Source organism: Janthinobacterium woesei (assembly GCF_051380875.1).
In the GTDB taxonomy this organism is placed as follows: Bacteria; Pseudomonadota; Gammaproteobacteria; order Burkholderiales; family Burkholderiaceae_D; genus Janthinobacterium.
Window position 1 is genome coordinate 50,057 of sequence record NZ_JBNYXW010000013.1, and the last position, 19,519, is coordinate 69,575.

Annotated in this window: 16 protein-coding genes; 5 read left to right on the plus strand and 11 right to left on the minus strand. The window is 64.8% G+C overall.

Annotation, left to right across the window (positions count from 1 at the left end; all coding sequences use genetic code 11):
* The first annotated feature begins 52 nt into the window (after positions 1-52).
* A complete protein-coding gene (locus tag ACQ4W6_RS16425) occupies positions 53-862 on the plus strand; it encodes a hypothetical protein (protein ID WP_436568232.1) in 810 nt (269 codons plus the stop codon).
* Between the two features lie 54 nt (positions 863-916).
* On the opposite strand, the gene ACQ4W6_RS16430 is transcribed toward ACQ4W6_RS16425, so the two are convergent.
* Positions 917-1,729, minus strand: coding sequence for an alpha/beta fold hydrolase (locus ACQ4W6_RS16430; protein ID WP_436568233.1), 813 nt, complete (start codon positions 1,727-1,729; stop codon positions 917-919).
* Entirely contained in the window at positions 1,726-2,742 is a 1,017-nt protein-coding gene (locus tag ACQ4W6_RS16435; protein ID WP_436568234.1) for a M14 family zinc carboxypeptidase, read from the minus strand. The genes ACQ4W6_RS16430 and ACQ4W6_RS16435 overlap by 4 nt, the downstream gene beginning before the upstream one ends.
* Before the next feature lie 304 nt (positions 2,743-3,046).
* Between ACQ4W6_RS16435 and paoA the strand changes: the two genes are divergently transcribed.
* From paoA to ACQ4W6_RS16455, 4 genes are all read left to right on the plus strand, one after another.
* Positions 3,047-3,715 carry an aldehyde dehydrogenase iron-sulfur subunit PaoA gene (gene paoA, locus ACQ4W6_RS16440; RefSeq protein WP_436568235.1) on the plus strand — a complete coding sequence of 223 codons (669 nt, stop codon included), beginning with the start codon at positions 3,047-3,049 and terminating at the stop codon, positions 3,713-3,715.
* Positions 3,712-4,680, plus strand: a complete 969-nt coding sequence (locus ACQ4W6_RS16445; RefSeq protein ID WP_436568236.1) for an FAD binding domain-containing protein — start codon at positions 3,712-3,714, stop codon at positions 4,678-4,680. The genes paoA and ACQ4W6_RS16445 overlap by 4 nt, the downstream gene beginning before the upstream one ends.
* Positions 4,681-4,684: 4 nt before the next feature.
* Complete coding sequence (gene paoC, locus ACQ4W6_RS16450) at positions 4,685-6,883, plus strand: aldehyde oxidoreductase molybdenum-binding subunit PaoC (RefSeq protein WP_436568237.1); 2,199 nt, start codon at positions 4,685-4,687, stop codon at positions 6,881-6,883.
* Positions 6,884-7,029: 146 nt separating this feature from the next.
* On the plus strand, positions 7,030-8,016 hold the full coding sequence (locus ACQ4W6_RS16455; protein WP_436568238.1) for a magnesium and cobalt transport protein CorA: 987 nt from the start codon (positions 7,030-7,032) through the stop codon (positions 8,014-8,016).
* Positions 8,017-8,084: 68 nt separating this feature from the next.
* Here ACQ4W6_RS16455 and ACQ4W6_RS16460 read toward each other — a convergent pair whose 3' ends face one another.
* The 9 genes from ACQ4W6_RS16460 to ACQ4W6_RS16500 form a co-directional block, all read right to left on the minus strand.
* Complete coding sequence (locus ACQ4W6_RS16460; protein ID WP_436568239.1) at positions 8,085-8,930, minus strand: universal stress protein; 846 nt, start codon at positions 8,928-8,930, stop codon at positions 8,085-8,087.
* A 211-nt stretch (positions 8,931-9,141) separates the two neighbouring features.
* Positions 9,142-10,428: a DUF445 domain-containing protein gene (locus ACQ4W6_RS16465; protein ID WP_436568240.1), complete on the minus strand. Its 1,287-nt coding sequence runs from the start codon at positions 10,426-10,428 to the stop codon at positions 9,142-9,144.
* 76 nt (positions 10,429-10,504) lie between these two features.
* The gene (bcaP, locus tag ACQ4W6_RS16470; RefSeq protein WP_436568241.1) at positions 10,505-11,902 is read right to left on the minus strand and encodes a branched-chain amino acid transporter BcaP; all 1,398 of its coding nucleotides are present in this window, start codon (positions 11,900-11,902) and stop codon (positions 10,505-10,507) included.
* A gap of 208 nt (positions 11,903-12,110) precedes the next feature.
* Entirely contained in the window at positions 12,111-13,904 is a 1,794-nt protein-coding gene (locus tag ACQ4W6_RS16475) for an MFS transporter (protein ID WP_436568242.1), read from the minus strand.
* Positions 13,905-13,924: 20 nt separating this feature from the next.
* On the minus strand, positions 13,925-15,019 hold the full coding sequence (locus ACQ4W6_RS16480) for an N-acetylglucosamine-6-phosphate deacetylase (RefSeq protein ID WP_436568243.1): 1,095 nt from the start codon (positions 15,017-15,019) through the stop codon (positions 13,925-13,927).
* Between the two features lie 6 nt (positions 15,020-15,025).
* Complete coding sequence (locus ACQ4W6_RS16485; protein ID WP_436568244.1) at positions 15,026-15,793, minus strand: DeoR family transcriptional regulator; 768 nt, start codon at positions 15,791-15,793, stop codon at positions 15,026-15,028.
* A 35-nt stretch (positions 15,794-15,828) separates the two neighbouring features.
* Positions 15,829-17,172 (minus strand): D-tagatose-bisphosphate aldolase, class II, non-catalytic subunit, encoded by a 1,344-nt coding sequence (locus tag ACQ4W6_RS16490; protein WP_436568245.1) that lies wholly within the window; start codon positions 17,170-17,172, stop codon positions 15,829-15,831.
* Between the two features lie 5 nt (positions 17,173-17,177).
* Entirely contained in the window at positions 17,178-18,125 is a 948-nt protein-coding gene (locus ACQ4W6_RS16495; RefSeq protein WP_436568246.1) for an ROK family protein, read from the minus strand.
* Complete coding sequence (locus tag ACQ4W6_RS16500; RefSeq protein ID WP_436568247.1) at positions 18,112-19,248, minus strand: AgaS family sugar isomerase; 1,137 nt, start codon at positions 19,246-19,248, stop codon at positions 18,112-18,114. The genes ACQ4W6_RS16495 and ACQ4W6_RS16500 overlap by 14 nt, the downstream gene beginning before the upstream one ends.
* Positions 19,249-19,519: the final 271 nt, after the last annotated feature.

Sequence of the window (19,519 nt, forward strand, 5' to 3'; positions counted from 1 at the left end):
TATAATCGCCGCACGTTGGCAAGTGTTGCGCAACGTCATCACGGGGCCGCACATGCACAAACTCATTTCTGAACTCAAGCGTCTTTATCTGTTCGATGAACAGCAGCAATACCTGGATGCGGACGGTAGCGCGCAGCCGCTGACGCCGGCCGTGCTGGCGCGCCATGTGGCGGGCGAACAGACGGTGGCGGCGCGGCTGGTCAGTGATGGCGGCCTGGCGCGCGCGCTGGTGCTGGAGTTTGGCGGCAAGGGCGGCGGCAGGGGAGGTGAGCAGCACTGGAGCGCGCTGTGCACGATCGCCAATGCCGTGCAGCACGAGCTGGACTTGCCGGCGCCCGCAGTCAGCATTTCGGGCACGGCATTTCAATTGTGGCTGTCCCTGGCCACGCCCGTGCCCATCGCCCAGGCGCGCCAGTTCGTGCAGCTGCTACGCTCTACTTTCCTGCCCGCATCGACCGACATCCTCGCCGTGGCGCCGCCCGCCTACGTGGAGCAGGTCATGCTGCCGCCCGCATTGCAGCCATCGGGCAAATGGGCCGCCTTCATCCACCCCAGCATGGGCGCCGCCTTCGTCGACGAACCGGGCCTGGACATGCCGCCGCCACCTGCCGCGCAGCTGGGCTTCCTGGAAAGCTTGCGTAGCATCAACCCCGCCCAGTTCGCGCAGGCGCTGGCGAAGTTGCAGGGGCATGCGGGGCTGGTGCCGGAAGCGGTGGCTGTCGCTGCTCCCGCACCTTTGCCAGCGCCGGTCGCCCCGAGCGCGCCTACAGGCTTGCTGCTGCAGGACGCCACCCTGGAAGACATCGTGCGCTGGCTGCATGCGCGCAATATCGAGCCGACCTTCCGGCACCGCTTGCGCTAGTTGTTTGTCGTTGAGCCGGCGCTGGCGGCGTATCAATATGCCAATATGATCACTCTAGACAATTACTCTTCCGTATGTGCGAGCTTGCGGCACGCATGCCTCCACCCCCAGCCAGCGCGCCACCGATTCGGCCAGCCATTGCCCCTCATCGAGCGGCAAGTCGTGGCCTGCGTTGCGGTGTATCAGGCAATCGGCTTGCCAGGCGCGCGCCAGGCGCTGTGAGCAGCGGTGGTCCACCAATTGATCTTGCGCGCCCGCCATGACCAGCACGGGCATGGCGGGGCCGCTGGCGGGGGCGCGGTAGCGGGCGGCGGACAGCAACTGGCGCAGCGCATTGCGCCAGCTGACGGGGTATTGCTGCTGGTAACTTAACCAGTCGGCCACCAAGGCGGGGTTGCCTTGTGCATGCCTGTGGCTGGTCAGGCGCAAGATCAAGGCTTCCTGGCTGCGCTGGTCGCCCAACAGCAGTTGCCGCAGCAGGGCCGGGTAGTTTTGCCAGCGTAGTCTTGCGTAAAACGGGCTGAATGGCCGCATGCTGGTGTTGACCAGCACGTAGCGGGCGATTTCCTGCGGGTAGCGGTGAGCCCATTCCACGGCCACCATGCCGCCCAGCGACAGGGCCAGCAAGTGATACGGCGCGGCGATTCCCCGCGCCAACAGATCCTGGCGGCATGATTCCACCATCTCGGCCACGCGCGTGGCGCTGTCTTGCGCGTGGCGCTGGCCGTTGCCGGGCAAGTCGGGCGTGATGATGTTGGCGTTCGGCAAGGCGCGCGCCAGGGTGGCGGGAAAGTCGCCCCAGTGGCGCTGTTCGCGCATCAGGCCGCGCAGCAAGACCCAGTTTTCCTGCGTTTTGATCTGCGTCATGACTCGTACCACTGCGCCAGGGCACGCCGGCGCTGCGCCTTGCGTGCCAGGCCTTCCGGCATCCAGCGGCCGTGGCTGCTGGCGGCGCGCATGAGGAAATCGAACCACACCAGGTGGCGCCGCAGCACGCGTTGCAGGCGGTGCGCGGCCGTGGGGTTGAAGATGCTGACGCGGTTGAACAGTTGGCGTGGGTTTTTCTTGACCCAGCGCCACGAACCCATCTCCAGCGTCAACGGCAGGAATACGCGCTCGCTGTAGCTGGTGCCGTTCAGGTACAGATAGTCCCACAGGTCGCCGTGGGTGCGGTATTGCCGGCTTTGCGGCTCGAACACATAATTGTGATTCGGGTAACTTTCGCTGAACAGCTCTTCCAGCGCGCCGATCTCGGCCAGGTGGCTGATCGGCACCCTGGTGTGGGCGTGGGGAAACCAGATGCGGTCGCGCAAGCCGAAGCCGGAATGGCAATCGAGGGCGATGCTGAACTGGCGCGACAGCAATTCGCGCTCGACCAGGTCGCACACGGCCTGGCTTTCCGCCTCCATCGGCCCGTCTGCCGCGCCCCGGTACCAGGGCAGGCGCGCGCTGTAGCGCTGCCCACCGAGCATGAACGGCACCCTTTCGCGCGCGCTCAGCGGCGCGTTGCGCATCAGGTCGACGCCGTGAGGATTGCTGCGCGTGGCTTGCCACATGCCGCCCGGATTGGCCAGCGGCATGAAGACGAGGCGCATCGATTCGAGCTGCTGGTGCAGGGTAGCATCCCAGCGCAGGCGCGCGATCAAACTTTCCAGGAAAGACAGGATCACTTGCGTGCCGATGCGCTCCAGGCCGTGGATGCCGCCGAAAAAGCCCAGCGCAGGCACGTCCGGACTGGGATTGCCCAGCGCAATGGTGTACACGGGAAACTGGCGCCCATCCATGGCGACCGTGCAAGGCGCGGCCACTTCCAGGTGACTGCCGCCCTCGTCGATGAGGCGTTTCAGCATGACCAGTTCGGGCAGGTTCTTTTCGATCATGGAGGCCAGAAAGAGAGAGTACGCCTTAGTGTAGCCGAATTGTCCCCTTTGATTCGCTCGGACGCGGAGGAAATTTTCCGTTTGGAAATATCGAAGAGGGCGTGCTTGGAAGTCACGCCGTCGTCATCATTGACTGCTAGGCTGGAAGCGCAGATTGCCGCGCCGATGCATGCGTTGGAGTAAATCCATGCGTATGTACGTTTGTGCACGGACGCGGCATCGATTCCGGCGCAAAGTTACTTGCCTGTGCCGTCTGACCTTTAGCGGCAGCGCACCCCAGCCACCAGCGAGGAGAAGCGACACCATGGATCATGCCAGCGATATCAATCTGACCCGGCGCGAATTGCTGATTGCCGGCGCGCTGTCCGCCACGGCGGTTGCCGTGCCCGGCGTGGCGCACGGGCAGGCCACGCAAGCCACGCAGGCGGGCGCGCCGCCAGCCCCGGCCAGTCCACCGCCCGTGATGATGAAAGTCAATCTGGACGTCAACGGCGAGCGCCACAGCCTGGAACTCGATACGCGCACCACCTTGCTCGACGCCTTGCGCGAACAGTTGCAACTGACGGGCACCAAGAAGGGCTGCGACCATGGCCAGTGCGGCGCCTGCACCATCATGCTCGACGGCCAGCGCATCAATGCCTGTCTGACCCTGGCCGTGATGCACGACGGTGGCCACGTCACCACCATCGAAGGCTTGGGCACGCCCGACAAGCTGCACCCGATGCAAGCGGCCTTCATCGCGCATGACGGTTATCAATGCGGCTACTGTACCCCGGGACAAATCTGCTCGGCCGTCGCCGCGCTGGGCGAGATACGCCAGGGCATCCCCAGTCATGTCAGCCTTGACCTGAACGCGCGGCCGCAGGCGACGCCCGAAGAGCTGCGCGAGCGCATGAGCGGCAATATCTGCCGCTGTGGCGCCTATTCCAACATCATCGAGGCCATCACTGACGTGGCCGGGAGGCCGGCATGAGAGTCTTCAGCTACCAAAAGGCTGCCACGCCAGCCGAGGCGGCCGCTGCCGCCCTGGGCACGCCGGGCGCCAAATTCATTGCCGGCGGCACCAATTTGCTGGACTTGATGAAACTGGAAATCGAAACGCCCGCGCATTTGATCGATGTCAATGGCCTGGCCCTGGATCGGGTGGAAGCCACGCCAGAGGGCGGCTTGCGCATCGGCGCCCTGGTGCGCAACACGGCGCTGGCGGCCCACGCCACGGTGCGGCGCGATTACGCCGTGCTGTCGCGCGCCTTGCTGGCCGGCGCCTCGGCGCAACTGCGCAACAAGGCGACGACGGCCGGCAACTTGCTGCAGCGCACGCGCTGCGCCTATTTCTATGACACGAATCAGGCCTGCAACAAGCGCTTGCCGGGCAGCGGCTGCTCGGCCATTGGCGGCTTCAGCCGGCCGCTGGCCATCCTGGGCGGCAGCGACGCCTGCATCGCCACGCATCCCAGCGATATGGCCGTGGCCATGCGCGTGCTCGACGCGGCCATCGAGACGGTGGCGCCAGGCGGCGCCGCGCGCACGATACCGATCGCCGACTTTTACCGCTTGCCGGGCAACACGCCGCAGCTGGAAACGGCGCTGCAGCCCGGGGAACTGATCACGGGCGTGGTGCTGCCCCGGCCCGTGGGCGGCAAGCACGTGTACCGCAAGGTGCGCGACCGCGCTTCGTATGCGTTCGCGCTGGTGTCCGTGGCGGCGATTATCTTGCCCGATGGCACGGGCAGGCTGGCCTTGGGCGGCGTCGCGCCGCAGCCGTGGCGAGTGGCGGCAGCCGAGCAGGCGATGCCCGCTGGCGCCGCCGCCGTGGCGCAGCAGTTGCTGGCGGGTGCCAAGCCGACCGCAGAGAACGCCTTCAAGGTGACCCTGGCGCAGCGCACGATTGCTGCCGTGATGGCTGAAGCACAAGCAACGCAAGCAAAGAAAGGCTAAGGCCATGAAATTTTCCACACCCGCCACGACCAATCCCATCGACCAGCTGAAAGTCGTGGGCCGCGCCACCGACCGCATCGACGGCCCCCTGAAAACCACGGGCACCGCGCCGTATGCGTATGAACAAAACAAAGCCGCGCCGCATGCGGCGTATGGCTACGTCGTCGGTGCTGCCATTGCCAAGGGCCGCATCGCCTCCATCGATACCAGCGCCGCGCGCCGCGCACCAGGCGTGCTGGCCGTGGTGACGGCTGAATCGGCGGGCAAGCTGGGAAAAGGAAAAATGAACACAGCCACCCTGCTGGGTGGGCCAGCAATCGAGCATTACCACCAGGCCATCGCGCTGGTAGTGGCGGAAACGTTCGAACAGGCCCGTTCGGCCGCGCAGTTGCTTGACGTTAAGTATGTTGAACAGCAGGGCGTTTTCGACCTGGCGAAGGTCAAGGGCACGGCCACCAAGCCCAAGGAAGACAAGCCGGACAGCCGCGCGGGCGACTTTGCCGGCGCGTATGCGGCCGCGCCCGTGCGCCTGGACGCCACTTATACCACGCCTGACCAGTCGCACGCCATGATGGAGCCGCATGCATCGATTGCCGCCTGGGAAGGCGACAAGCTGACAGTGTGGACGTCAAACCAGATGGTGGACTGGGGCCGTGGCGACCTTGCCCGTACCCTGGGTGTGCCGAAAGACAGGGTGCGCATCGTATCGCCGTATATAGGCGGCGGTTTCGGCGGCAAGCTGTTCGTGCGCGCCGAAGCGCTGCTGGCCGCGCTGGGCGCGCGCGCGGCGCAGCGTCCCGTGAAGGTGGCTTTGACGCGGCCATTGATGTTCAACAACACCACGCACCGGCCCGCCACCATCCAGCGTCTGCGCATCGGCGCAACGCGCGATGGCAAGATCACGGCCATCGGCCATGAATCGTGGTCCGGCGACTTGAAGGGCGGCAAGCCGGAAACGGCCGTGATGCAAACGCGGCTGCTCTATGCAGGCGCCAACCGCATGACAGCCATGCGCCTGGCCGTGCTCGACCTGCCGGAAGGCAACGCCATGCGCGCGCCGGGTGAAGCGCCGGGCCTGATGGCGCTGGAAATTGCCATGGACGAGATGGCGGACAAATTGAAAATGGACCCCATCGTTTTCCGCATCCTGAACGATACGAAAGTGGACCCGGAAAAGCCCAGCCGCCCATTTTCCCAGCGCCGGCTGATCGATTGCCTGCGCACGGGCGCCGTGGAGTTTGGCTGGAAGGAACGGCAAGCCCAGCCCGGCACGCGGCGCGATGGCCGCTGGCTGCTGGGCATGGGCGTGGCGGCGGCCTTTCGCAACAACCTGGTCATGAAGTCCGCCGCCCGCGTGCGCCTCGATGGCGACGGTATGCTGACCGTGGAAACCGACATGACCGATATCGGCACGGGCAGCTACACCATCATCGCCCAGACGGCGGCGGAAATGCTGGGCCTCACCTTGAACAAGGTTGTCGTGCGCCTGGGCGACTCGGACTTTCCCGTCTCGGCCGGTTCGGGCGGCCAGTGGGGCGGCAACAGTTCCACGGCCGGCGTGTACGCAGCCTGCGTGCGCCTGCGCCAGGCCATCGCCGGCAAGCTGGACATGAATGCCAGCACAGCAAGGTTTTCCGACGGCCAGGTGGTGGACGGCGAGCGCAGCGTGCCGCTCGCTGCCGCCGCCTACCATGGCGAGGTCGTGGCGGAAGACCATATGGAATACGGCGACCTCGACAAAAAATTCCAGCAGTCAACGTTTGGCGCGCATTTCGTGGAAGTGGGCGTGGACAGCGACACGGGCGAAGTGCGCGTGCGCCGCATGCTGGCTGTGTGCGCGGCGGGACGCATCCTGAATCCGAAAGCGGCCCGCAGCCAGGTGATCGGCGCCATGACCATGGGCGTGGGCGCGGCCCTGATGGAAGAACTGATGATCGACCAGCGCCGTGGCTTTTTCGTCAACCACGACCTGGCCGGCTATGAAGTGCCCGTGCACGCCGACATCCCGCACCAGGACGTCATCTTCCTCGATGAAACCGACCCCATGTCATCGCCCATGAAAGCCAAGGGCGTGGGCGAACTGGGCATCTGCGGCGTGGCGGCGGCCATTGCCAATGCCGTGTACAACGCGACGGGCGTGCGGGTGCGGGCGTATCCGCTGACGCTGGATAAGTTGCTGGCGAAGTTGCCGGCCGTGGCGTAGGGGCCATCGATCAGATAGCGACGGTAGAGAAAGCACCATGGCAGGGGCGTGCGCCAGCCTGCTTCCAGGGGGGCATGATAGACAGATTGATAGCACCTTTCCGTTATACTGGCGCTCCAACACAGCAGCCACTATCCGGAAATACCATGGACCTTAGTAATCATGCAGCCGTCGTCAATTGCGAAGCATATCGCGATGGCAAGAAGATCGAACACTTCGATATCGACAAGGCGAGTGAATGTCTCGACGACCCTGATTGTTTCGTCTGGATCGGCCTGGCCGGCCCCGATGGCGCTGCCATGCACGCGCTGCAAACGACCTTCGGCTTGCACGAACTGGCCGTCGAGGATGCGGAAGGGGCGCACGAGCGGCCCAAGCTGGAAGAATACGGCGACACCTTGTTCATGGTGCTGCATACGGCCAGCCTCGATGGCGACGCCATCGTGTATGGAGAAACCCACGTTTTTCTCGGTTGCCGCTTTATCATCACCATACGCCATGGCCCCTCGGCCGGCTATGCGAAATTGCGCGAGCGCAAGGAAAGCGTGCCGGAGAAGCTGGCCAGCGGCCCCGGCTATGTGCTGTATTCCATCATCGACTTCATCGTCGACCAGTACCAGCCCTGCATCGACCTCTTGCAAGGCAAATTCCAGCAGTATGAAGCCCAGCTGTTCAAGCCCAGCTTGAGCGAAGACAAACTACAGGATTTCTACCAGCTCAAGACCGAGTTGCTCAAACTCGACGCGGCCGTCAATCCCCTGCACGAGATCTGCACCCAGCTGATCCGTTTCCATGGCGACATCGTGCCCAAGGAAAACCGCATCTATTACCGCGACATTCTCGATCACGTCAAGCGCGTCACGCACACGGCGGGCCAGATGCGTGAAATGGTCAATTCCGCCATGCAGGTGGCGCTGGGGCAAATCTCGCTACGCCAGAACGAGGTCGTCAAGCGCCTGGCTGCGTGGGCCGCCATCCTGGCCGTGCCCACCATGGTCTTCAGCCTGTATGGCATGAACTTTGAATTCATGCCGGAGCTGAAATGGCGCGGCAGTTATCCGGCCGTGATCGTCGTCATTGCCGCCGGCTGTTACTGGCTGCACCGGCGTTTGAAGCGCGAAGGCTGGCTGTAGTCCCGCCGACTGTTGCGCCACTACCACCGCCGTAGGAGTGTCCTGCCGGCAAGCCTCGGCCAGCGGTGCTAGTGCGACACCAGCACCGGCAAGTTCATCTCTTGCAGCACGGTGCGCGTGACGCCGCCCAGCAGCGCTTCGCGCAGGCGCATGTGGCCATAGCAGCCCATCACCAGCAAGTCGCACTGCCGTTGTGCCGCCATGGCAAGCAGGGCCGCGCCCACATCCTGCCCCGGCGGCGTGTCGTGCTGTACCACGTCCACGTTGACGCCGTGGCGCGCCAGGTACAGGGCCAGGTCGGCGCCCGGCTGTTCGCCATGCGCGGCCGGCTGCGCGTGCGAATTGATCACGGCCAGCGTGACCTGCTGCGCGCGGCCCAGCAGCGGCAGCGCATCGGTGATGGCGCGCAGCGCTTCGGCGCTGCCGTCCCAGGCCAGCAGGGGGCGCTGGCCGGTGCTGGCCTGGGACGGGGCGGGCGCGTGCGGCACCATCAGCACGGGCCGGCCGCAATGGAGCATCAGGTACTCGGCCGTGCCGGCGATGACGCGCGAGGGCGTGTCCTGCGGGTCCGTCTGGCCCAGGATCAGCACGTCGCAATAGCGCGCCTGCAGCAGCAGCGCGCCTTGCGCGTCGTCGTCGACGAAGCGCGTTTCATAGTTGGTCAAGCCTTCTTCCCGGGCGATTCGCTCGAAGTCATGCAGCGCGTCGCTGGCCTGGCTGCGCAGCGCCTGCATTTGCGCCGGCGCAAACTGCAGCGCGTTGACGCCGCCGCCATACGCATAGCGCGAGATGCCGCTCATGGCCGAGCCGATCAGGTGCGCTCCTTCGGCGACCGCCAGGCGCACGGCCAGGCGGATGCGCGGCGCGCAGTGGCATGAATTGTCTACATGGACCAGCAGTGTGGTGTAGGGCATGGCGTCGTCCTGTCAGGTGGGGAAAGGGGATGATTGAAGGCTGCAGCGCATGGCTGGCGGCGCCAGCGCTGTCGGCTCTCTTGCTTGATCGTCATGTGGGCTTCCCTGCTATTTTTTACAGGGTAGCAAGAGCTGGTTCAAAAAATTATGATCTACATCAAGTTTGCTGGAAATGCGCCGTGCCAGCAGCAGGGAGCAGGGAGCATGCTGCCTAAAACGCCTGGCTGGCGGCATGAATCAGCAGGCCGGCCAGGCCGCCGACGACGGTGCCGTTGATGCGGATGAATTGCAGGTCGCGCCCGATGGCCAGCTCGATGCGGCTACTCATTTCTTCCTTGCTCCACAGGTCCAGCCGGCTGGCGATGAAGGCGCCCACTTCGCCCCGGTAGCGGCGCACCAGCGTAGCGCTGCCGGCGACGATGGCGTCGTTCAGCCATTGCCGCGCATGGAAGTCCGTGCCCAGCACCTTGCCCGTGTTGCGCGCCAGGCTGGCGATGGCTTGCGCCAGCACTGGCTGCTCGCCGTGCAGGTCGGCCAGCAGGCGCGCGCTGACATTGTCCCACAGCTCGCCCAGCATGGCTTGCACCGTGTCGCTGGCGATCAGCTGCAACTGGTAGCGGCGCACCGTCTCTTGCCAATGCGGGTCGGCCTTCAAGTGCAGCGCGCTGTCGGCGATCCAGCCGGCGATGCGCTGGCGCAGCGGGTGGTCGGGGGCGATGCGCACGGCGATGGAAAATTTTTGCAGCGAGGCGATCATGCGCGGCTCATACGCCTTCAAGGCCTTCTTGATCAGCGCGTTCTCGATCTGGAAGGCGCCCAGCACAAAGTCGCCGATGGCGGCGTGGTGGCTGTCATCGTCCAGGTAGGCGGCACCCCGGTCGAGCAGGAAGTCCAGCAGTTCCTGCGGCTTGCCGTCGGCGATCAGCGCATCGATGCAGTCGGCGGCCACGTCCGACAGGTTCAATTGCCCCAGGTAGCTGCTGGCCTGGTCACGCAGCAGCTGCCCCAGTTTTTCGTGGTCGGCCATCGACAGCAGCTGTCTGACGACGCCCGCGCTGGCCATGCCCAGCTGCTGCGCGTGGGTGCTATCATCCAGCCAGGCGCCCAGCCGCTGGGCCGGGTCGGCTTGCACGATGCGCTCGGCGATACCTTGTTCGGTAATGAAATGGTTTTCCACGAAGGCGCCCAGGCTGCGTCCGATCTCCGCCTTGCTGTTCGGGATGATGGCCGTATGCCATAGCGGGATGCCGAGCGGATGGCGGAACAGGGCGACGACGGCAAACCAGTCGGCAATCGCCCCCACCATCGACGCTTCGGCAAACGCTTCCACATAGCCCCAGGCGGGATGGCCGCCCCGCTGCGAGCGGGCCACGGCAAAGACCAGCGCCGCCAAGAGTAGCAAGCCCACGGCCAGCAGCTGCATGCTGCGCAGGCGCGCGCGCTTGAGCTGGTCCGTGCTGCGGTCCAGCTGTTCGATGAGGTCGGGGGAGCGTTGCATGGATGGCGGTCCGCGTTGGTTGCGAGACCGCCATCTTAACTGCGGCAGCGACAGAATATGTCGCCGGGGTGATTTTTTACTGCGCTGTGTGCAGCAGCGAACGCTTGCGCGCGTAGCCGAAGTAGATGATTAGCCCGATCACCAGCCAGATGCCAAAGGCGAGCCAGGTGACCCAGCTCAGGAAGGTCATCAAGCCCAGGCACATGAGGACGGCCAGCGCTGGCACGTAGGGCACGCCGGGGCAGCGGAAGGCGCGCGGCAGGTCGGGGCGCTTCTTGCGCAGTACCACCACGGCGATCGAGACCATGGTGAAGGCAGCCAGCGTGCCGATGTTGATCAGTTCAGCGAGGATGTTGAGCGGGATCACGGCGGCGATCAGGCCAAACACGATGCCCACCAGCCAGGTGGCGAAGAACGGCGTGTGGAAGCGCGGGTGCACGCTCGACAGGCGGCGTGGCAGCAAGCCGTCGCGCGACATGGCGAAGATGATGCGCGTCTGGCCGAAGGCCATTACCAGGATGACGGTGGTCATGCCCAGGATGGCGCCCAGGTCGACGAAGCCGGCGATCCAGTTTTCGCCCGCATATTGCAGGGCCAGCGAGACGGGATGGTCGACGCCGAGGAACTTTTGGTAGGGTACGATGCCCGTCATGATGGCCGAGACCACCACGTACAGCACGGCGCACACGGCCAGCGAGCCGATAATGCCGATAGGCAAGTCGCGCGACGGCTGCTTGACTTCCTCGGCGGCCGAAGTGACGGCGTCAAAGCCGATGAAGGCGAAGAACACCAGCGCGGCTGCGCTCAGCATGCCGTGGTAGCCGAACGGCATGTAGGGCTGCCAGTTGGCCGGCTGCACGTGGCGCGCGCCAAAAATGATGAACAGCAGCACCACGCCCACCTTGATGGCCACCATGATGTTGTTCAGGCGCGCCGATTCGCGCACGCCCCAGCCCAGCATGGCCGTAAGAAGCAACATGATGACCAGCGCCGGCAGGTTGATAAAGGTGGTCACGCCGGGCAAGGCGCCCGGCGCGGCCGTCAGGGCCACGGGCAGGGCGATGCCAAAGCCCGACAGCAGCGACTGGAAATAGCCGGACCAGCCGACGGAGACGGCGGCTGCGGCCAGGCCGTATTCGAGCAGCAAGTCCCAGCCTATCATCCAGGCGGCCAGCTCGCCCAGGGTGGCGTAGCTATAGGTGTAGATGGAGCCGGCCACCGGCACGGTGGAGGCGAATTCTGCATAGCACAGGGCGGCGAAGCAGCAAGCGACGGCGGCGACGACAAACGACAGCGAGAGGGCGGGGCCGGCCGTCAGCGCGCCCGTGCCCGTCAAGACAAAAATACCGGTGCCGACGATGGCGCCGATGCCCATCAGCACAAGGTCGAACGGCCCCAGCACCTTCGCCAGTCCTCCCGGTTTCTTGCTGTGGGCAATCATGTCATCCAGATTCTTGGTTCTAAATAAGCTCACTGTCTCTCCTGTGTGTTTTTGTCATGGCGCCATTGCCGCCTCGTGGGCAGCACGACGCAGCCAGATTCTAGCCCAGGCGGCCGCCATTCTAGAAGGAATTCTGTATATCGCCATGCACGCCAGCCGTACAAGTTGGCATCCTGTTAAAAAAATGCCCCAGGCTGGTAGCCCGGGGCGAAAAGGAGAGTGCTGTTGGTTCTGGCAATGACTACCTGGCGAAATGGGCTTCGATTTCCTCCAATGTTTTCCCCTTGGTTTCCGGCAACAGGAATGCAGCGGCCAGGAAGTACAGCACGGTGCAGCCGGCGCCGAAGAAGAACAGGGTGGAATAGCCGTGCAAGCCCACCGTCGGCAGGAAGATGGCGGCGATCACGGTCGAGACGAACTGGTTCACCAGCAGGGCGATGCTCATGCCGTTCGAGCGGATGCGCGTTGGCATCAGTTCCGACAGGGCCAGCCATACGCACACGCCCGGTCCCACGGCAAAGCTGGAAACAAACACGCAGATGGCGATGGCCACCAGCCAGCCATGCGTGGACGAGGGCACGGGACCCAGGCTGGCCTTCTCGATGCGCAGCGGCGCTTCGCGCCCGGCGGCCGGGTCGGCAAACGGGTTCAGATGCAGTTTGCGGAAAAACATGCCGATTACGCTGTCTGGCTGCACGGCGTCGCCACGGGCGATGCTCACCTGGCGCAGCACGGGGTCGTCACTGCGCAAGCTCTTCACGTTGGTGAACGGGCCGTAGGCATAGGCGACGGTCAGTTGCTGCGGCGTGCCGTCGGCGGCCGCGCCCAGCGATTGCAGGGTCGTCGTGTCCAGCTGCAGGGCCAGGCCGTTCGATATTATCCTCGCGGCGATCGCCGGACGCACGTCGGCCAGGTTCGCTTCGGCGCTGCGGAACAGCAATCCGGCCGCCAGCAGCGAGATGATGATGCCGCCACTACCCAGCATCAGCAGGAATTTGCGGCCCTTGCGGTCCACCAGCAGCACCGCCACCACCGTCATTACGGCGTTGAGCACTTTTAACAGGACGTCGGCCATGTTGGCCGAGGCGCCGGACAGGCCCGCCTGGTTGAGGATGTTGACGACATAGGCGAGGATGGAATTGATGCCCGTCGCCTGCGTGCATGCGAGGATCAGGCAGGCCAGCAGGAAGGGCAGCACGTAGCGGCGGCTCAGCAACGGGTCGCGTACATTGGCCTTGCCACTGATTTTGGCCGCATTCTCGGGTGTATCGAGGATTTCGCGCAGCTCCATTTCAGCAACGGCCGGCAGGCGCGTGCGCAGCAGCGACTGGCGTGCCTGCTCGACACGGCCGCGACGGGCCAGCCAGCGTGGCGATTCGGCCAGCAGCAGGCTGCCGACGGTAAACACCAGGCCCGGCGTCAGGCAGACCCAGAAGATGCTGCGCCAGGCGTGGTCCTTGGCCGCGAATACGGCGGCGGCGCGGGCCACTTCCGGCAGCGCGTGCGCCGCTTGCGTAGCCGTTTCCACCGTCTGCGCCTGTACCAGGCCGATCAGGGCGGCGGCCACCAGGCCGATGGTCAGCAGCAACTGGAACAGGGCCGCACCGCGTCCGCGCTGCTGCGCGGGCAGGCATTCGGCCAGGTACAGGGGCACGACGACGCCGATCAAGCCACCGCTGATGCCTTGCAGCAAGCGGCCCAGCAGCAGCGGCGTGTAGCCGTCGGCCAGGGCAATCAGGGGGATGCTGGCGCTGAACAGGACGCCGGCCAGGGCCATCACCCAGCGCCGGCCCAGGAGGTCGGCCAGGGCGCCGGCAAACAGCGACGACAGGACCGAGCCCAGCAGCACGGCGGCGACGATAAAGCTCAGCTGCTGAGCCGTCAGTTTCCAGGCCACCGAGGCCGTCGATTCCAGGTAGGGCAGGGCGCCGGCGATGATGCCGATGTCTATGCCGTACAGCAATCCCCCCATGCCGGCAATAAATAGCAGGTAGCGCATGGCCCACACGGGGGCCTTGTGTGACTTGTCGTGCATGAAAACTCCGGAAGTGGGGTCTAGCGGTTGGAAAGATCGATGGCCGTGCCTTCAACGAAGACGGACACTGGCTGTAAATTGGAATCGAGGACGACGATGTCGGCCCAGGCGCCGGGCGCCAGGCGGCCCCGTTCGGATTCGCCCAGGTAATCGGCGGGGTATAGCGACAAGCGGTTCGAGGCGTCGGCCAGGTCCAGGCCCAGGTCGACGAAATTGCGCAGGGCCTGGTCCATGGTCAGTACGCTGCCGGCCAGCGAACCCGTAGCCAGGCGCACGCAGCCCATGCATTTATACACGCGCTGCGTGCCCAGGCCATATTCGCCGTCCGGCATGCCGGTGGCCGAGGTGGCGTCCGTCACGCCGTACAGGCGCGGAATGGCGCGCAGTGCCGCGCGCAGGGCGCCTTTGGCCACGTGCTGCAGGTCGGGGATGATTTCCGCATATTCGGCGTGCGCCAGCGCCGCGCCCACCATGCCCGGGTCGTAGTGCGTCATGCCCGTCATGCCGTTGTACAGGTGAGTGAAGCCCGACACGCCTGCTTTCAGGGCAGCCACGCCGTCGTCATACGTGCCGGCGCTGTGGCCGATCTGCACGCGGATGCCCATCGCCACCAGTTGCGGAATCAGTTCCAGGTGGCCCGGGATTTCCGGCGCCATGGTCAATACCTTGATGGGTGCGATGGCGTGAAAACTTTGCACCAGCGCCAGGCTGGCCTGCACCACGTCGGGCGGCTGCGCGCCCAGGCGGTGCAGGTTCAGGAACGGGCCTTCCAGATGCACGCCCAGCATGCGCGCGCCGTTTTCGGGGCGCTGCCTGATGACGCCGGCCAGGCCTTCGAGGGCGCGGCGAATCGACGGCTCCTTGGCTGTCAGGGTGGTGCCCAGCAGGGCCGTGGTGCCGTGGCGCGCGTGCACTTGCGCCACGGTGGCGCCGGCGTCGCCGCCTTCCATGATGTCGACGCCGGCCGCGCCATGCACGTGCAGGTCGATGAAGCCGGGCAGGATGGTCAGCGCGCTGTCGGCGGCAGGGTCTTCTTGTATCTGGACGATACGCTGGTCAAAAGTGATGCTGCCCGTGATCCAGCCAGATGGGGTAAGGATTCTGCCGCTTAACATGCTTGATTATTCCGCTATAAAAAGTTCGATGCCCAGCTTTTGCAGACCTTCGCGGTATTCCTGGCTGATGCTGGCATCGGTGATGACGGTATCGACGCGGTCCAGTTGCACGATGCGGTGCAGGCTGACGCGGCCGAACTTGGAGGCGTCCGTGAGGACGATGATTTTCTTGGCCCGTTCCACCATCTTGTGGTTCAGGCTTGCTTCCAATTCGTCGTGTGTGGTCACGCCAAACTGCAGGTCGAAGCCATCGACGCCCAGGAACAGCTTGTCGAAGCTGTAGGCTTGCAGGCAGGTTTCGGCCTGGCTGCCCTGGATCGACAGCGACTGCTTGCGCAGCAGGCCGCCCGTCAGGATCAAGTCCACGCCGGGCGCGTCGGCCAGCTCCCAGGCGATGTTCAGGCCATTCGTGGCCACCGTCACGCCGGTCGCGTCACGCAAATGGCGCGCCAGCGAGATGGTGGTGGTGCCCGAGTCGATGATGATGTTGTCGCCCGGTTCCACCAGCCGCGCGGCGAAGGCGCCGATGCGCTCCTTCTGCTCGTGATTGAGGGCATCCTTCTGGCGTATCGTGTGTTCAAGCGGCGGCGTGCGCGTCAGGGTCGCGCCGCCGTGGCTGCGCCTGGCCATGCCTTGCGCTTCCAGCGCATTCAAGTCGCTGCGGATGGTGACCGCGGACACGCCGAGCCTGTCCACCAAATCGGTCACTTGCACCGAGCCCTGCTGGGCAAGCAATTGGAGGATGGATTCACGGCGTTGGCTGGTATTTCGCATGGTGGCGGGTTCAGTAAAAAATGAAAATACCGAGCTTAACAGATTGCTGCTTCGGCAATGGCTGGCAGCGCCGCATTGCGGTTGCAGGCGCGCGCATATTGCGCCAGCAAGCTGCCGATCTTGTGCTCGATCAAGGCCGGCGCTTCCGCCTTCAGGCTGCCTTGCACCACGGCCAGGTACTGTTCCGGCAAATGCTGGCTCAACAAGGGCAGTGGAAGCGCCAGCCCTTGCAGGTTGGCCAGCAGTTTTTCGACGGCGGCGGCCACTTTTCCCTCGCCCCAGTAGTAGCGGCAACGGTCGCTCAAGCCATAGCGGCGCATCAGGCGCTGCTCGTCTGGCGACCCCAGGTAATGCTTGATCCAGTTCTTCGGCTTGGCCACCATCACATCGTCGAGCACCTGCATCAGCTGCGAGGTGGCGGATGCCGGCAGCAGTTCCTGCTCGATCTGGCACAGCGCGTACAGCGCCTCGCGCAGGGCAAAGGTGGCGGCCGGGCCCACTTTCAGGATGGCGAAATGGTCGCGCACCATGGCGTGCAGTGCCGTTTCGCGCTGGTAGTCGGTGGAGTGGGCTTCAAACACCAGGCCTGGCTGCTCGGCAACGAAGGCCGACAGTTCGGCCGCTGCCGGCGCGTCGTAATGCTCGATGCTGCTTTGATCGAAATCAACGCCCGGCTGCACCACCATGGCGATCACGCGGCGCCAGGCGCAGTGCAAGTCATTTTCCAGGAAAGCGCTGCGGTGCACATCGAGCGTGCGGCGCGCCGCTTGCGCGCTGGTGACGGCGCCGGCCTGCGCCAGCGATGCTTCGCCGCCTGGAACCGGCACTTCCGTGCCGATCACGTAGACGGGCGGCGCGAAGCCGGCCGCGGCAGCAGCCGCTTCGGCGATGCGGCACAGGCGCGCCGAGCGGGCGGCCACGGTTTCATCGTCGAGCAGCAAAGGATCGTCGGCGCAGCGCATGCTGCAATCGAGGTGGATCTTGTGGAAACCGGCCGACGCGTAAGCGGCGATCAGGGTGTCGGCGTGATCCATGGCGGTGGCCGCGTCCAGGTGCTGCCAGGTGTTCGGACCAAGATGATCGCCGCCCAGCACCAGGCGCTCGGCCGGGAAACCCTGTTCCTGGGCCAGTGCCAGCATCGTGTCGCGGAAGACGTTTGGTGTCATGCCCGTGTAGCCGCCGAACTGGTCGACCTGGTTCGAGGTCGCTTCGACCAGCAGCACGGTGTCGTAGTCAAGCGCCACGCGCATGGCGGCGCGCAGCACGCTCGGGTGGCTGCAGCAGACGGCGTACAGGCCCACGCGTTCGCCGCGGCGGTGCGCCTTGATCACTTGCTGGATAGGCGAAAGTGTCAAAATCGGGTGTTCCACTTGGTTCATTGTTCTCAAGCCTTCGTATGTTGTCGTATCAAAAGCGCCGCGCCGCGCGCGCCGCCGGCGTCGCCAAAGCGGGGCGGCAGGATGGGCGGCACTTGCACGCCGGGGAACAAATGGCGCTTCACGGCGGCCGGCAGTTTGTCGTACAGGTGCGGCAGCTTGGACAGGCCGCCACCGAGCACGATGGCGTGCGGGTCGTAGGCCAGTACCAGGCCAGCCAGCGCATGGCCCAGCAAATCGAGGTGCACGGCGACCGTGCGCTCGGCCACGGCGTCGCCCGTGTTGGCGCGGGCCACGATGGCCAGCGGCTCGGCACCGTCGCCGCCAAAATGCGCGTGCAATTTGCTCATGGCGGGGCCGGAGACATAGCGTTCCAGGCAGCCTTGCTTGCCGCACGGGCAGGCGTAGTCCATCAAGCCATGTTGCGCCAGCAGCGTGGCGGGCAGGCTCCAGTGGCCCCATTCGCCGGCCACGCCGTTAAAGCCGCGCAGCAGCTGGCCGCCCACGCAATAGCCGCCGCCGGCGCCCGTGCCGAGAATGGCGCCGAACATGGTGGCATAGTTGTCGGCCGCGCCGCCCTGCGCTTCCGACAGGGCGAAACACTGGCAATCGTTGCCGATGGCGACAGGGCGCTGCAAGGCATGCTGCAAGGTTTGCGCCACCAGGCGGCCGTTCAGGGCCGGTACGTTGGAGCTCAGTTGGCGGCCGCTGGCGCTGTCGATCACGCCGGGCAAGCCGATGCCCACGGGCGCCGCCATGCCCAGGGCTGCGTCGCCGCGCGCCACCAGATCAAGGATGGCTTGCACGAAAGCGGCAAAATCATCGCCAGGCGTGGCAACGCGCTCGCGGAACGCCTCAACTAGCACGCCATCGCGGTCTTCAAAGGCAACCAGTTCTATCTTGCTGCCGCCGATGTCGATGCCGTGGAAACCTTGCATTTGCTTAGAATTGGTCATGGCCATAGATGGTGACGCCCTGCACGACACGGTTGACGATGCCGCCGGCGAATGGATTGTCGGGGCGCAGTTGCAGCAGCGCGGACTGGTGCAGCGCGTATTGCTGCGCCATCAGCAGCCACAGCGGGGCCAGCCAGGCGTCGGGCCAGGCCGGCGCGTCGGCCGCGATGTCGCCGCCGATGCCCACCGTCAGGCAGGTTTGCGCCACGCTGTCGCGCTGTAGTTCCTTCAGCAAATCGTCTTCGTACTGGCGCGCCAGCGGCTTGCTGCTGCGCAGCAGGATCACCAGGGACTCCTTGGTGACGGCCGATTTCGGGCCGTGGCGGAAACCCAGCGCCGTATTTGCCATCGCCATCACGCGTCCGCCCGTCAATTCCAGGATTTTCAATGCCGCTTCCTTGGCCAGCGCTTCCAGCGGACCGCTACCCAAGTAGACCACGCGCTGCACGGGCTGTGAGCCGAGTGCCGCCACGGGGGCGGACCAGTCGCGCAAGGCTTGTTCGCCCAGGCTGGCCAGGCTTTCCAGGCGGCCCAGGTCCGTGTCCTGGCCCAGTACGCACAGGGCGGCCAGCAGCATGCTGGTAAAACTGCTGGTCATGGCGAAGCCGCGGTCGCAGCTGCCAGCGGGCATCAGCAAGTTATACGTGTTGGCGTCATTGGCGCCCTGGCGTGCCAGCTTGCCGTCCGCATTGCAGGTAATGTTGAGGAAACGCGCGCCGGGCACGACCTGGCGCAGCAACTCCACGGCGGCCAGGCTTTCCGGGCTGTCGCCGCTGCGGGCAAACGACACCAGCAGCGTGGGCGCAGCCGCTTCCAGGTACAGCTCATGATGCGTCAGCAAGGTGGTGGTGGCGATGGCGCGGATCTGCGCCGGCCAGCTCTTGTTCAGTTCATCGACGACGATCTCGCCCACATAGGCCGAGCTGCCGGCACCGGTCAGGATGACGCGCTGCTGTGGATTGGATAGCGCATCGCCCAGGAAGGCGGCCAGGCTGGCTTGCTCGCTGCGCAAAATGGTGGCGAGTGCGCGCCAGATGGCCGGCTGGTGGGCGATCTCCTCGGCCGTATGCAGGCCGCCGATGTCGCGCCAGGATTGAATGTCACGCTGAAGAAGGGTAGTCATGGAGTGTCAGTAAAGTGTTTGTTGTGAGAAAGCATAAATACTAATTTTCGAAAAGTCAAATACGAAAGTAAAACGAAAGTAAATTATTGGATTACTTGCGAAATAATGTCGTTTTGTCGGCATCCAATGGGGATGGTGCGCCACAAAAAAGCCTGCTTCGGCATGGCCTGTCGTTGAAATGCGACGATAACGAAAGTATTGTTTGTGACCTTTTGGTGAAACGGAAGATAAATGCGCCACAGTTGGGCATTTTTTGAATATGTTTGCGCAA